Source organism: Methylobacterium sp. 88A (assembly GCF_000376345.1).
GTDB lineage: Bacteria > Pseudomonadota > Alphaproteobacteria > Rhizobiales > Beijerinckiaceae > Methylobacterium > Methylobacterium bullatum.
Map to the genome: position 1 here is coordinate 4,754,483 of NZ_AQVT01000001.1, position 13,034 is coordinate 4,767,516.

The following is a 13,034-nucleotide window of genomic DNA, read 5'->3' on the forward strand; positions in this document are numbered from 1 at the left end:
CAGGTTCTTGCGGCGGCCCGTGGAGGAAGGCCGCCTGGTATCAGTCGTCGCTGCGCAGGTGCCGTCCGGGCGGCCGGGTCCCACGCTGCGTCTCCCCGCCATATGGGGCGCCACCGCCCCGATAGCCACCGCCCCTCTGTCCATAAGGATCGACGTAGATCTCCACCGGGTCCGCCGGCCGCTGCGGCGCGAGATCGGCGCAGAGCGTGTCCGGCATCGCCACGAGGGGGCCGCGCCGTGGCGGGCGGCCCTCGATCACCTCGGCGGAGGAATAGGCGTCGCCCCCGCAGGGCGAGATGTCCGTGCTCAGCCCGCCGGCATGGGCGGGGCCGGGCCATGCCTGCGCGCCGATCAGGATCGCGGCGAGCGCGACGACGCCACGCAGAGGGAAGGGGCGGCGCGTCATCGGGTGGTTCCGGTTCCGGGAGGGATGCGCCAGGCGGCCGCAGCGGACAGGGCCTTGCCGAGGGCCGCGAACCCGCCCTCCAGGTCGTTGCCGGACAGGGCATAGCCGTGCGCCCCGAGGCCGGTGAAGCGCGCGCCCGCCCTGCGCCGGGGGAGGATCGGCAAAGCGGCCGACCGCGCCGGATCGACGCGCAGCACGAAGAAGCGCTGGCGGCTGAGCATGACCGGACGCAGATCCTCGATCGCGTCCCAGGGGATCCAGTCCGTCGACAGGCGCCGGTCGAAGATGCCCCGGCGCCCGACGGAGACCAGCGTGCCCGAGCGGAACATCCGGGGCGCGCCGACGAGGCTGGCCGCGCCGAAGAAGATCAGCCCGAGCCACAGCATGAATTCGGTGTACCCGCCGGGCGCCATTGCATGCCCTCGCGTCTCGGGACGCACATGGAGCGTCCATGCGGCGGTGGCGGTGAAGCCGACGGCGATGAGGAACAGGCCCGCCGAGCGAAGGCGCGAGACCGCGATGTCGACCTGCCCGTCCACGACCTGCCCATCCATCGTTCAGACGATTCCCGCCCGGCCGGAGCCGCGTCTATTGGTCGACCAGGGTTGCCTGCGCCACCTGGCCCGACGCCTGCCCTGCGGCTTGGGCGGTCACGGTCTGGGCTCCGCCCCGGTTCCACCGGGTCGCCTCGATGATGTTGGTGCCCAGCGTCGTGCGCACGGCGATGCGCACCGGCAGAAGCACGCGGGTGCCCTCCACGGGGGCGAGCCACACCGACATGTCGCGGTTGTCCTCCATGAACTTCACGCCCGGCCGGTCGGGGCGGTGCCCGGCGATGGCCTGATAGCGGGCGTTGCAGACGAGGACGGGGCCGGAATAGCCGGGCTTCTCGACATTGCGCGTCTCGCCGTAGCTGAGCACCACGTTGAAGCGCGTCGCGCCGTCGAAGACCGGGATGGTGCGGTTGCAATTGGCCTGGTCGGTGAGCTCGCCGCGGCTCACCGCCGGCATCATCAGGGCGCTGGCCGGATCGACGATGCCGCGCTTGTTGGCCGGGGTCACCGGCACGCGGTCGCCCATGTCGATCAGCGGCGGCGTCACCTCCGATTGGGTGACGTTGCCGCGCGCCAGCGCCATCCGCACGGCGATGCCGGAATTCGAGGTCTTGGTGGAGATGGCAAAGGCGCTCGGCTGCGGCCCCTCCGCGATGAGGCCGCTGGCGCGGGCCGAGCCCATGCCCCCGGTCACGGCGCCCACGAGGCCGGTGAGCCTTGCCGAGACGTCCATGCGGTAGCGCGCGCTCTCGAACTGTCCCGACACCTGGGCGGTGCCGATGGGAATGCCGGCCAGAGCGATGCCGTAATCGACGGTGACCGTCGCCGGGGCGGCGGCGGTGGCTTTCGGCCGCGCGAATCCCTCGGAGGCGGGAATCGCCCCGAGGGTGGCGAGGAGGCTGGCGCGAAGGAGGCGCGTGGCACGCATGGCTTGAGGCTCTGAGGTTCCAGGGCTTGGCGCCGTGCGGCGGAAGAGACCGGGCGGCATTGTTCCGCCATCGTCTCCGCTCGTGGTTAACACATCGTATGGACGGCGCGGCGCGAGCCTCGTGAATGCCACGGCGTCGGCCTCGGAGTACGGCCTTTCTCATGGGCAAAACTCGGCTCCGCCCTTGACGGATACCCTGCCGCTCCCCTATAGGCTCGCGCCTTCAATGAGACGCCGCTCGATCGGTTCTGGCGTGCGTGAGGCCCGTGGCGCATTGCGACCGGCCTTCCGCCATCGCCTGGTCTGACGCGGAACGAGACGGGAATTAGAACAATGTCGCGCCGTTGCGAACTCACGGGCAAAGCCGTGCAGACCGGCCACCTCGTGAGCCACTCGAACCGTAAGACCAAGTGCCGGTTCCTGCCGAACCTGTGCCAGGTCACGCTGCAGTCGGACGCTCTGAAGCGTCGGGTTCGCCTGCGCGTCACGGCCCATGCCCTGCGCTCGGTGGAGCACCGCGGCGGCCTCGATGCCTTCCTCATCAAGGCCCGTGAGATCGAGCTGTCGCAGACGGCCCGTCTGATCAAGCGCGAGCTCCACAAGAAGCTCGCCGAAGTCGAGACCCCGGCCGCCGCCTGAGGCTGCGATATCGAAGCGCCGGCGAGAGCCCGCTTCGATCACGCTCGACGTCTCATTCTGATTTCGAACGGCCGCCGCATGCTTTGTGCATGCGGCGGCCGTTCGCGTTGATTCCACCCTCTCTGCTCTCGGCTCCCTCCGATGACCGTGCTCTCGCTCATCGCCCCGATCTTCGGACTGATCCTCATCGGCTGGGTCGCGGCGCTCGCCGGGTTCCTGTCGGAGAAGGTCAGCGACGGCCTCTCCGAATACGTCTTCGCCATCGCGGTGCCGGCGCTCATCATCGCGACGCTGACGCGGCCGGGTCTCACCGGCGAGGTCACTTGGTCGTACTGGTTCAGCTATTTCGGCGGCGCCGGCCTGTCCTGGCTCGTCGGCTCGCTGATCGGCCTGCGCCGCGAGGGCGTCGGGCGGACGGGGGCGATCCTGCACGGATTCGCGGCGAGCCAGTCGAACACCATCTTCATCGGTGTTCCGATGATCCTGCAGGCCTATGGCGACGCGGGCGCCTTCCCGCTCTTCATGCTGCTCGCCGTCCACCTGCCGCTGATGATGGGCTGCGCCACCTTCCTCATCGAATCGGATGGGCAGCGATCGGTCCTCCAGCGGGTGAAGGGGCTCGGCCTCGTCCTCTTCCGCAACCCGATCTTCCTGTCGCTGATGCTCGGTCTCGTCCTGAGAAGCTTCGGGCTCGCGCCCGGCGGCATGGTCAAGTCGCTGGTGGATGCGCTGGCCGGCACCGCCTCCACCTGCGCGCTGATCGCGCTCGGCGCCGGCCTCGTGCGCTACCGGGTGTTGCACGACCTGCCCGGCGCCATGGTGGTGACGAGCCTGAAACTCGTCCTGCATCCGCTGGCGGTCTGGGTCCTGGCCTTCCACGTCTTCACCATGCCGCCGGCCTATGCCGGGGTCGCCACCCTGTTCGCGGCGATGCCCGTGGGGATCAACTCCTACCTGCTGGCCGTCCGCTACAAGGCCGAGACGGGGTTGATCGCCGCCGCCGTCATGCTCTCGACCCTGCTCGCTGTGGCCACCACCGTGGCTTGGCTGGCGATCCTCGGACACCGCTGAGACATTCGACGCCTTGACCGGCGCGGGCAGTATTTGTACCGATCGGTACAGACAAGCGCAGGAGCCCGAGCCCATGTCCGAATCCCGCCCGCCGCTGCCCCCCTTCACCCGTGACACCGCGATCCAGAAGGTCCGCGCCGCCGAGAACGGCTGGAACGGCTGCAACCCCGAAAAAGTCTCGCTGGCCTACACGGCGGACAGCCGCTGGCGGAACCGGTCGGAATTCTTCTCGGGCCGTCCGGCCATCGTCGCGTTCCTTACCCGCAAATGGGCGAAGGAGTACGAATACCGGCTCATCAAGGAGATCTGGGCCTTCACCGACGACCGCATCGCCGTGCGCTTCGCCTACGAATTCCACGATGCGGCCGGCGACTGGTTCCGGGCCTACGGCAACGAGAACTGGGAGTTCGATGCCCATGGCCTGATGCGGCTGCGGCATGCCAGCATCAACGACCTCGCGATCTCCGAATCGGAGCGCAAGTTCCACTGGGACCGCAGCGCGCCGCGCCCGGAGGATCATCCCGGCCTCACCGATCTCGGGCTCTGACCTAACCATGACGAAGAAGCCGGGGGCGCGGGAGGATGCGCTGCCCGCCATCGCCGAGGTCTTTCGCGAGTACGGCTACGAGGGCGCGAGCCTCGCCCTCATCGGTGCCCGGACCGGCTTGGGCAAGGGCAGCCTCTATCACGCCTTTCCCGGCGGCAAGGCCGAGATGGCCGAGGCCGTCCTCGCCGCCATCGGCGCGTGGTTCGAGGAGACGGTCTACGCGCCGCTGCGCGACGATCCCGATCCACGGGCGGCGATCCGGCTCATGCTGTCGGAGACGGATGCCTATTTCCGCTCCGGCCGGAGGGTCTGCCTCGTGGGCGCCTTCGCCCTCACCGAGGGACGCGACGGGTTCGCGGACCGGATCGCCGGCTACTTCCGGGATTGGCGCGAGGCCCTGGCGCAGGCGCTCCTCCGCGCCGGTCGCCCGGCCGCCGAGGCGGAATCGTTGTCCGAAGACGCCGTCCTGACGATCCAGGGCGGCCTTGTCCTCGCCCGCGCCCTCGACGATCCGGCCGTGTTCGGGCGGATGCTGGGACGGTTGGAGACGCGCTTGATGTCCCGATAGGCGACTTCCGATCGGGTATGCCAGCTAGGGAGCGGCGGTCATCGGCGGGGGCGACCCGGTTCTAAAACGATCAATGGACCCATCTCATCGCCGAGCCGACGCCCGTCGATGCGCCGACTCCATCAGCTGGCGACATCCTCGGGTGCGAGGCCCATCGCCTCCCGGCGTGTGAAGGCCCATTCGATCAGTGCCTCGAGGGACGGCTCGAGGGCGATCCCGATCGGGCTGAGCGCATATTCGACCTTTGGCGGCACCTGCGGGTAGACCGTCCGGGTGACGATGCCGTCCTTCTCCAGCTCTTTGAGCTGCTGGATCAGCATCTTCTGGTTCACGCCCTCGATCCGTTTTTCCAGCTCCGAGAACCGAAGCGGCACCTTCGCGGCGAAGAGCTGGACGATGATGACGATCTTCCACTTGCCCTCCAGCACCCGCAGGGTCTCGCTGGTCGCAGCCGCCCATATGCGCTGCTGCTCCGGGTCGTCGCAACGCCATTCGCGCTCCGCGTTCATACTTACCTCCAGGTGGGGTACACACTTTTTAGTGGGTTCTTGCGGATATAGCAACCTACCTTTAGTTCCCGCTGTGTCGCAACCGACAAAAGTTAGGAACTGAACCATGAAGATCGGCATCATCGGCATCGGAAACATCGGCAAGACCTTGGCCACGAAGCTCAGCGCCGCCGGACACGAGGTCAAGGTCGCCAACTCACGCGGACCGGAGACCATCGGGGCCGACGTGCTGTCGACGGGCGCCCGCGCCGTCACCACCGCGGACGCCGTCGTCGACGTCGACGCGCTGATCCTCTCTATCCCGCTCCAAGGTATTCCGGCCCTGGCACCCCTGATGGCCAAGGCCAATGCGGACACCGTCATCATCGACACCTCGAATTACTATCCGATGCGCGACGGGCAGATCGCGGCCCTGAACGAAGGGCAGGTCGAGAGCGAATGGGTCTCGGCACAGTTGGGCCGGCCGGTTGCGAAAGCGTGGAACGCCATCGGGGCCGGATCCCTGGCGACGAAGGGCAAGCCTGCGGGCGATCCCGACCGCATCGCCATTCCGGTCGCCGGCAATAGCGAGCGGGAGCGCGCCGTCGCCATGACGCTGGTGGAAGACACCGGCCTCGACGCGGTGGATGCCGGCTCGCTTGCCGAATCGTGGCGTCAGCAGGGCGGCGCGCCCTGTTACTGCACGGATCTCAGTCGCGACCAGATGCCGGCCGCTCTTGCGGCGGCCGAAGCCGCGCGCTTGCCCGCCCGGCGTGACCTCGTGATCTCCGTCGTCATCGAGCGCATGATGGGCGGCACGTCACCCGTTATGCTGGATGCGGAGCATTTCGTCCGCGTAGCCCGCGCGGTATTCCTGTAATATCTCTGATGTCGAGGCTTTCGCCGTGACCGTGCGAAGCCTCGACATCGGCAGCCACCTAAAGGTGGCGAGCGGGCGCCGTGACGACGTCCACGGGCGCTAGAGCTGTGCCCGACCACGTTGGGTCGGGGGCAGCTCCAGGCGTTTGTTTTGCCGCGCTCTTTTTCGCCGAACCGGCATCCACTTCGGCGGTGAGCGCTCCAGCGCGAAGCTGCGCTGGTCACGGGTGAGGGGACAACCGACCCGAACCTCCTGAACGAGGCCATCCGCGCGCGGAGTCGCGAGAAAGTCTGTCGCGAACGGAAGGGTCTCGAGACGAACCTGATTATAATGTCGTCGCTGACCTCCCGTACGCTTTCTTGTTTCCTGAAGACAAAGAGAAGACAATTTAACGCTGAAATGCGTTGAATTCCAAAGATTAGATTCGCCTGACCCCACGATGCCAGCGATGCACGATTGGACAATCTGAATCGATTGGCGCGCGCAGCGAGATCGTTCGAGCGGCGATCATCAGGCGGCGAATTAATCACTCAACGACGTGTTCTGAACAACCGGTTCAAATCCAACTCTTTTGGTATAGGAGGCTGATATGCATGATGCTCTTACTGTCGTCAGTGAGTTCATGGCCGCTCTGGACGCGGATACGAACGGCATTGCCGCTGCTTACCGTCGTTGGTTCACGCCCTCGACCGTCTGGGACAATGTTGGATTCGCGAAGACCGAGGGGGTGGACCAAGCGATTGCGCTTATAGACCAGATCGCTGTCAACTTCGGAATGGCAACGATGAAGTTCGAAGTGCTTGCCATTGCCGCCGTCGGCAACAAGGTTCTGACTGAACGGATCGATTACATGTACGATGCGTCGGGCAATCTGCTGGCCACCATTCCCCTGATGGGAATTCTCGAAGTGGACACGGACGGCAAGATCACGCGCTGGTCGGACTATTTCGACACCGCCGGATTTCAGGCGGGATTGGCCAAGCCGGCCAACTAAGAGCGCCTAACAGAGCCGTTTGGTCTGTTTGAGAATGGCTGCGAGGCCGGTAAAGGCCTCGTAGCCATAGCTTCGCGATTCTTCGGTTCCGCGCGTCGCTCTTAGCGGAGGCGGCGGAAGCGGTTGAACCCGGCATGGGTGCGCACCACGCCCCATCGGTGACGACCGCGCGTCTCGCTGCTCTCGATGCCCTTACGCATGATGCGCGGCACGGTCCCCCGCCCGGCCCCCCTGGCGGCGGGGCTTGGCATTGGAGGCTTTGTCGGCGCGCAATGTCCCCGGGCGGCGTCGCGGCCGCCCCGCAGAGACGGGATGGCATTGAGGGTCGTCGCCATCATCACGCTGTCGGATCGCTTGGCCGCACTCAGGCCGAAGCCGAGCGATGTGCTTCACGCGTCGGTGACGAGGTGGCGGCTTCCGGCCCGGCTCGCCCCGGTCCACCGGTTCGGGCCGGTGGCAGGCCTCCCTTTTTGGCCGGGACAGACGCCTTGTCCAGGCAAGCCCGGCTCCAGTCGATCTCACCCGCTGCGTGGAGGCGCTCCAGCAGGATGTGATGCAGGCGACTCCATACGCCCGCCGCTTGCCAATCCCGCAGCCGCCGCCAGCATCTCATGCCGGAGCCGCAGCCCACTCCGCCGGCAGCCCCGACCGCAGCACGAACAGGGTGCCCGTCAGTGTGGCCCGATCCCCGATCGGAAGACGCCCCCATTGGGACGGGGCCGAGGCGGTGGGAGGAACGGAGCGAACTCATCCCAGAGATCATCGGGGAGAAGCGGTCTCACCTTCCCCACCAACGCTCGACATCCGCCTCGGTGCCGTTCCGTCAGGCGCTCTTAGAGGGTTCTTGCGACGAAGTGGCGTCCGCTTTGTCAAAAGAGCCCAAGACGACGGAAACACTCAGAGACGAAATCCCCTCCGACTGATCAGCCACGGCTCCCGGAGGTCAGGACCGCATCAGATGCACATGCGGGAAACTGCTTATGAAATAATGTAATAATAATGCAACATTGATAAATAGTTCGTCTATCGGTCTCCTATTCTGATAAAACTATGCACAATAGCGAGGCCTTCGAAGTTGGGTGCTGCCCATATTTGGCGTTGCCAAACACAAAACTGGGGAGCGAACTGTCATGACAAGACAACTCGGCTATGCACTTTTGGTGACCTCGGCCCTCGTTGCCGCCTCGGGCGCACAAGCCCAGCAAGGGTATCACACCCGATATTTCGGCTTCGGCGACAGCCTGACCGACAATGGCCGCATCCCACGGGAGTCCAACGGGTTCAGCCCACCCGAAAATCTGCAGAGCGCGTTCGGCACGCGCGTATACGAACGCGGCCTCTGGTCGAACGGGCCGGTCTTCTTCGAGGTCGTGCCGCGCCTGATCGGAACTCCCTACGATGCCAACGCGGATTTCGCCGTGGGCGGCGCGGAATCGGTCCGTCAGGCTCCGACACCCCTCAACTCGCCCACCTTCGCATGGGGCTTGCCGGATCAGGTCGATCAGGCGCTGGCGCGCTTCGGGCGATTCGGACCGCGCGATCTCCTGAACGTCTGGATCGGCTACAACGACATCACCCCCGTCCAGTTCGGCTCGGACCAGCAGAAGGCCGAGACCGTCACGGCCATCGTCGGCAACACGGTCACGGCCATCAACCGGCTCGCCGGCGCGGGGGGACGCACCTTCGTGGTGTTCAACCAGAGGGTGGATCGCTTCGAGGCCAATCTCGGCGGATTCCGGGTTCCCCTCGCGGGCAACGACGTGGCGCTCGCGGTCAACGGCGTCCTGCCCGGTGCTCTCGCACCCCTCTCCGCCGCCGGCCTGAACATCCATTATTTCGATGTCGCGACCCTGATCGACCGCCTGCGTGCCAACCCGACCGCTTTCGGATTCGGTGCGGACGCGAACACGCCCTGCTCGTCGGTTCCCGCCTGCGCGGCTCGGGGCATCGACAACAACGGCGCCCTCGCGAACCAGCACATCTCGCCGGATGGGATCCATAGCAGCGGTCGCACCAACCAGATCATCGCGGCCTTCCTGGCCAATCAGATCAATGCCCCGCTGACGATCGGCCCCCAGGGCGAACTCGGCCAGAGCGCCGGCCTTGCCTTTTCCTCGACCCTCATCGACTTCCTGAGCGCCGAGCGCCGCCGCAACATGGCGATGTCCGTGCCGGCCACCTACGCCGCCGATCTGCCGGGCCGCCCCGCCCCGCCGGTGATGATCCCGGTTCAGGTCGGCAGTCCCCTGTCGGTCTTCGCCCTCGGCACCTACCTCAACGTCGACCGCACGGCACAGAACCGGTCCGGCGGCAGCCTCGGCAACAGCTTCAGCGCCGATTTCGGCGGTGTCACGGCCGGCATCCTGTATCAGGCCACTCCGAACCTGGTGCTGGGTGCCGCCTTCAACTACCTCAACACCAGCGTCGACCTGCGCGGCCCGACCAACGGTCGGATCGACATGGACAGCGTCCAGGGGGCCGGCTTCGCCTCGCTGTCGTTTCCCGACGTCTTCGCGGATGCGGTGGTTACCTACGGACGCAACATCTTCACGCTCGACCGCCCCGGCGCCATGGGGGACCGGCTGAGCGCCGCGCCCTCCGGCGAAACGGTGACGGCGGCCGGACGCGTGGGCTACTTGTTCGACTTCGGCTCTTTCAAAGTGGGACCGGTGGGCGAAGTCGCCTATGCCCATGTCAGCGTGGATGCCTACCGCGAGCGGGGCGATATGCTGCTGGCGATCGGCACGCAACGGCAGGATCTCGAAGGCCTGTCGGCCGGCGGCGGCGTCCAGATCCGCTCCACGCTCCCGCTCTGGGGAGGCCTCGCCAGCCCGTTCGTGACCGTGACGGCGCAGCACGACGTGCTGAATGGCGTGCGCACCGTGACCTCGTTCCAGACCTACGCGCCCAACCTGCTGATCCGAACCGAGACCGGGCGGCAGGGGAACGACGTCTACGGCCGGCTCGCGGGCGGTCTCAATCTCGACCTCGGCAACGGCCTGAGCGGGGTGCTCACCGGCTCGACCAGCTTCGCCCGGTCCGGCGGCGACGATGCCACGCTCAGTGCCGGCCTGCGTTACCGGTTCTGAGAGTGTTCCGGAGCGTTTCCGGGTTGCACCGAGTCGCGGAGACGGGCTTCGCGGCGAGATTGCGGGCGCATCCACTCAGAGCGCCTAACGGAACGGTCGTGTCCCCTTGCGTGGTGTAGCTCGCTGAGAGCCACCACGATCACCGGCTTGGGCCGGAGTTGATCGGCGACCCGCCGCGTTTACTGACGGGCCGCCTCCGCATTGTCTTGGGCGAATGCCGTGGCGATGAAGGCTGACACCACCCGGTGGCCCGAGCGGCCGGCATGGGCCAGGACGGTCCTCATGAAGTCGACGCGGCAGCCTTGCCAGGTCGCGTTCGTCACCTTGGCCACTGAGGCTGTGATGCCCTCGTGCGCGTCCGAGTTCACCAGCTTGACCCCGCGCAGGCCGCGCCGGGCCGGCTTGCGCAGGAACGCGGTCCGATGCGTCTCGGCCTTCGACGGGCCGACATCCAGGCCGAGCGCTTCCCTGCGACCATCGCCGTTCACGCCGACCGCCTTCATCCTGAGCCTGTCGAAGGGCTCGGCCATCCGGCGCGGCTCCAGGAAGGCCGGGATCTAGGAGCCCTTGCGCAGCTTCGGAAGGCGCAGCTCGACCGTGCCGGCGCGTCTGCCAATGCCGGTCGCGATAGCCGTTGCGCTGGACCGACCGCTCGGCGCTCTTCTCGCCGTGGGCCGCCCCGGTTAGAGGCCGCCCACCTCCGGCTCGATCAGCCGTTCGGCAGCCTCGGTGCCGTTCCGTCAGGCGCTCCAAACGGCGTGATCGATACCGCTCGCCGGAATTCGTGAGCGAGCGTTCGGTGACGTCCGCATCGATGCATCCGCCGCTGGCAAGCTGAAGATCGCAAAGCCACCCGGACCGCTCGCACCTTCTGCTCCATCCGGTCGCGTGGAAACGGATACTCCAAGGCCTTCCGAGGGGCGATGCCTACCCCATGACAGCGGCTTCACCCGTCGGACGAGGATGGTCAGCGCCGCCCGCCCGCTGCCCTGCGCATGGGGACGCCGCCACCGGCATCCTCCTCGAACAGCTCCGCCAGCTTCTCCGTCATCGCCCCGCCGAGCTCCTCGGCATCGATGATGGTGACGGCGCGGCGGTAGTAGCGCGTCACGTCGTGGCCGATGCCGATGGCGAGGAGTTCGACCGGTGAGCGGGTCTCGATGTCCTCGATCATCCAGCGCAGGTGGCGCTCGAGATAATTGCCCGGATTGACCGAGAGGGTCGAATCGTCGACGGGCGCGCCGTCCGAGATCACCATCAGGATCTTACGCTGTTCGGGCCGCGCGAGCAGGCGCTTATGCGCCCAGTCCAGGGCCTCGCCGTCGATATTCTCCTTGAGCAGACCCTCGCGCATCATCAGCCCGAGGTTTTTTCGCGCCCGGCGCCACGGCGCATCCGCCGACTTGTAGACGATGTGGCGCAGGTCGTTGAGGCGGCCCGGCGCGTTCGGCTTGCCCGCCGCCAGCCACGCCTCGCGCGACTGGCCACCCTTCCAGGCGCGGGTGGTGAAGCCCAGGATCTCCACCTTCACGCCGCAGCGCTCCAAGGTCCGCGCCAGGATGTCGGCGCAGGTGGCCGCCACCGTGATAGGCCGGCCGCGCATGGAGCCGGAATTGTCCAGCAGCAGCGTCACCACCGTGTCGCGAAAGTTGGTGTCCTTCTCGCGCTTGAACGAGAGCGGCTGGAACGGGTCGGTCATTACCCGCACGAGGCGGGCGGGATCGAGCTGGCCCTCTTCGAGGTCGAATTCCCAGGCCCGGTTCTGCTGCGCCAGCAACCGGCGCTGCAGCCGGTTGGCGAGGCGCCCGACCACGCCCTGGAGATGGGCGAGCTGCTTGTCGAGATAGGTGCGCAGGCGCGCGAGCTCTTCGGCGTCGCACAGGTCCTCGGCGTCGATCATCTCGTCGAAGCGCGGGTTGAACACCTTGTATTCGGGGCCGCGCGGCTCGACGGGCCGGTTGTTGGGCGGACGCTTGGCCTCGGAGGCCTCCTCGGATTCGGCGTTCTCGGACTCGTCCGGCAGCTCGCCGGAGGGCGCGTCGGCGGCTTCCGTGGCGCCGTCCTGCAACTCGTCCGAGGCTTCCTCGGAGGTCTCCATCTCGGACTTATCGCCCTGGGACTGCTCCTCGGCCTCGCCCTCGCTCGGGGTCTGCTCGTCGTCCTGCCCTTCGTTCTCGTCCTCGTTGTCGTCGTCCTCGGGGTCCAGCGGCGTCTCGTCCGCCATGTCGAGGGAGGACAGCAACTCGCGCACGGAGCGGGCGAAGGAGCGCTGGTTCTCGAGATTGCCGATGAGGCCATCAAGGCTGGGACCGGCCTTCTCCTCGATATGCGAGCGCCACAACTCGACGATCTTGCGCGCGGCCTTGGGCGGGGCTTCCCCGGTCAGGCGCTCGCGCACCATCAGGGCGACGGCATCCTCCATCGGGGCATCGGCCCGGTCGGTGATGTCCTCGTACTTGCCGCCGCGATGATAGCGGTCCTCCAGCATGGCCGTGAGGTTCGAGGCGACGCCGGCCATCCGGCGTGAGCCGATGGCCTCCACGCGGGCCTGCTCGACGGCATCGAACACGGCGCGCGCACCGGCATTCTCCGGGGCGAGGCGGCGATGGACGGCCACATCGTGGCAGCCGAGGCGCAGCGCCATCGAATCGGCGTTGCCGCGCAGGATCGCCACATCCTCCGGCGTCAGCTTGCGCGGCGGCTCGGGCAGGCGCGCCTTGTCGCCGGTGAGCGCCGGCCGGTCGCTGGCATAGACCACCTCGATCTCGGAGCGCTTGGCGATGGCGCGCAGGCATCCGGCCACCGAGCGCTTCAGCGGTTCGGCGATGGGCTCCCGGCGTTCGCCGGCTTTGCGGTTCGAGATGGCCATG

12 protein-coding genes and 2 pseudogenes are annotated in these 13,034 nt (G+C 67.1%); 7 read left to right on the forward strand and 7 right to left on the reverse strand.

Features of this window, described 5'->3' with window-relative positions; all coding sequences use genetic code 11:
• Positions 1 to 40: 40 nt before the first annotated feature.
• From A3OM_RS0122630 to A3OM_RS0122640, 3 genes are read right to left on the reverse strand one after another with little or no spacing between them, the layout of a single operon-like run.
• Positions 41 to 406 (reverse strand): hypothetical protein, encoded by a 366-nt coding sequence (locus tag A3OM_RS0122630; protein ID WP_018046083.1) that lies wholly within the window; start codon positions 404 to 406, stop codon positions 41 to 43.
• On the reverse strand, positions 403 to 960 hold the full coding sequence (locus A3OM_RS0122635; protein ID WP_018046084.1) for a hypothetical protein: 558 nt from the start codon (positions 958 to 960) through the stop codon (positions 403 to 405). Before A3OM_RS0122635 ends, A3OM_RS0122630 begins: the two co-directional genes overlap by 4 nt.
• 34 nt (positions 961 to 994) lie before the next feature.
• Positions 995 to 1,888: a DUF3108 domain-containing protein gene (locus tag A3OM_RS0122640; protein WP_018046085.1), complete on the reverse strand. Its 894-nt coding sequence runs from the start codon at positions 1,886 to 1,888 to the stop codon at positions 995 to 997.
• Between the two features lie 333 nt (positions 1,889 to 2,221).
• Between A3OM_RS0122640 and rpmB the strand changes: the two genes are divergently transcribed.
• From rpmB to A3OM_RS0122660, 4 genes are all read left to right on the forward strand, one after another.
• Positions 2,222 to 2,527: a 50S ribosomal protein L28 gene (gene rpmB, locus A3OM_RS0122645; protein ID WP_018046086.1), complete on the forward strand. Its 306-nt coding sequence runs from the start codon at positions 2,222 to 2,224 to the stop codon at positions 2,525 to 2,527.
• Between the two features lie 141 nt (positions 2,528 to 2,668).
• Positions 2,669 to 3,598, forward strand: coding sequence for an AEC family transporter (locus tag A3OM_RS0122650; protein ID WP_018046087.1), 930 nt, complete (start codon positions 2,669 to 2,671; stop codon positions 3,596 to 3,598).
• Between the two features lie 73 nt (positions 3,599 to 3,671).
• Complete coding sequence (locus A3OM_RS0122655; RefSeq protein WP_018046088.1) at positions 3,672 to 4,145, forward strand: nuclear transport factor 2 family protein; 474 nt, start codon at positions 3,672 to 3,674, stop codon at positions 4,143 to 4,145.
• Between the two features lie 7 nt (positions 4,146 to 4,152).
• Entirely contained in the window at positions 4,153 to 4,713 is a 561-nt protein-coding gene (locus A3OM_RS0122660) for a TetR/AcrR family transcriptional regulator (RefSeq protein WP_018046089.1), read from the forward strand.
• Positions 4,714 to 4,835: 122 nt separating this feature from the next.
• Here the strand turns inward: A3OM_RS0122660 and A3OM_RS0122665 are convergent, their stop codons facing one another.
• Positions 4,836 to 5,222 carry a helix-turn-helix domain-containing protein gene (locus A3OM_RS0122665; protein ID WP_018046090.1) on the reverse strand — a complete coding sequence of 129 codons (387 nt, stop codon included), beginning with the start codon at positions 5,220 to 5,222 and terminating at the stop codon, positions 4,836 to 4,838.
• A 106-nt stretch (positions 5,223 to 5,328) separates the two neighbouring features.
• On the opposite strand from A3OM_RS0122665, the gene A3OM_RS0122670 reads away from it, so the two are divergent.
• Positions 5,329 to 6,081, forward strand: a complete 753-nt coding sequence (locus A3OM_RS0122670; RefSeq protein ID WP_018046091.1) for an NAD(P)-binding domain-containing protein — start codon at positions 5,329 to 5,331, stop codon at positions 6,079 to 6,081.
• 589 nt (positions 6,082 to 6,670) lie between these two features.
• Positions 6,671 to 7,075, forward strand: a complete 405-nt coding sequence (locus A3OM_RS0122675; protein WP_018046092.1) for a limonene-1,2-epoxide hydrolase family protein — start codon at positions 6,671 to 6,673, stop codon at positions 7,073 to 7,075.
• Positions 7,076 to 7,081: 6 nt separating this feature from the next.
• Here the strand turns inward: A3OM_RS0122675 and A3OM_RS25525 are convergent.
• Positions 7,082 to 7,857: pseudogene (locus tag A3OM_RS25525) on the reverse strand (IS5 family transposase).
• A 348-nt stretch (positions 7,858 to 8,205) separates the two neighbouring features.
• Between A3OM_RS25525 and A3OM_RS0122685 the strand changes: the two are divergent.
• Positions 8,206 to 10,164, forward strand: a complete 1,959-nt coding sequence (locus tag A3OM_RS0122685; protein WP_081612716.1) for an autotransporter domain-containing protein — start codon at positions 8,206 to 8,208, stop codon at positions 10,162 to 10,164.
• Between the two features lie 182 nt (positions 10,165 to 10,346).
• Here the strand turns inward: A3OM_RS0122685 and A3OM_RS25530 are convergent.
• Positions 10,347 to 10,863 (reverse strand): annotated as a pseudogene (locus A3OM_RS25530) (transposase); the annotation flags it as partial.
• A 268-nt stretch (positions 10,864 to 11,131) separates the two neighbouring features.
• Positions 11,132 to 13,033: a cobaltochelatase subunit CobT gene (cobT, locus tag A3OM_RS0122695; protein WP_018046096.1), complete on the reverse strand. Its 1,902-nt coding sequence runs from the start codon at positions 13,031 to 13,033 to the stop codon at positions 11,132 to 11,134.
• Position 13,034 lies beyond the last annotated feature (1 nt).

Excerpts from the sequence above, each read along its gene's own strand:
- A3OM_RS0122630 (WP_018046083.1), bottom strand. The coding sequence starts at position 406 with ATGACGCGCCGCCCCTTCCCTCTGCGTGGCGTCGTCGCGCTCGCCGCG.
- A3OM_RS0122635 (WP_018046084.1), bottom strand. The coding sequence starts at position 960 with ATGGATGGGCAGGTCGTGGACGGGCAGGTCGACATCGCGGTCTCGCGC.
- A3OM_RS0122640 (WP_018046085.1), bottom strand. The coding sequence starts at position 1,888 with ATGCGTGCCACGCGCCTCCTTCGCGCCAGCCTCCTCGCCACCCTCGGG.
- rpmB (WP_018046086.1), top strand. The coding sequence starts at position 2,222 with ATGTCGCGCCGTTGCGAACTCACGGGCAAAGCCGTGCAGACCGGCCAC.
- A3OM_RS0122650 (WP_018046087.1), top strand. The coding sequence starts at position 2,669 with ATGACCGTGCTCTCGCTCATCGCCCCGATCTTCGGACTGATCCTCATC.
- A3OM_RS0122655 (WP_018046088.1), top strand. The coding sequence starts at position 3,672 with ATGTCCGAATCCCGCCCGCCGCTGCCCCCCTTCACCCGTGACACCGCG.
- A3OM_RS0122660 (WP_018046089.1), top strand. The coding sequence starts at position 4,153 with ATGACGAAGAAGCCGGGGGCGCGGGAGGATGCGCTGCCCGCCATCGCC.
- A3OM_RS0122665 (WP_018046090.1), bottom strand. The coding sequence starts at position 5,222 with ATGAACGCGGAGCGCGAATGGCGTTGCGACGACCCGGAGCAGCAGCGC.
- A3OM_RS0122670 (WP_018046091.1), top strand. The coding sequence starts at position 5,329 with ATGAAGATCGGCATCATCGGCATCGGAAACATCGGCAAGACCTTGGCC.
- A3OM_RS0122675 (WP_018046092.1), top strand. The coding sequence starts at position 6,671 with ATGCATGATGCTCTTACTGTCGTCAGTGAGTTCATGGCCGCTCTGGAC.
- A3OM_RS0122685 (WP_081612716.1), top strand. The coding sequence starts at position 8,206 with ATGACAAGACAACTCGGCTATGCACTTTTGGTGACCTCGGCCCTCGTT.
- cobT (WP_018046096.1), bottom strand. The coding sequence starts at position 13,033 with ATGGCCATCTCGAACCGCAAAGCCGGCGAACGCCGGGAGCCCATCGCC.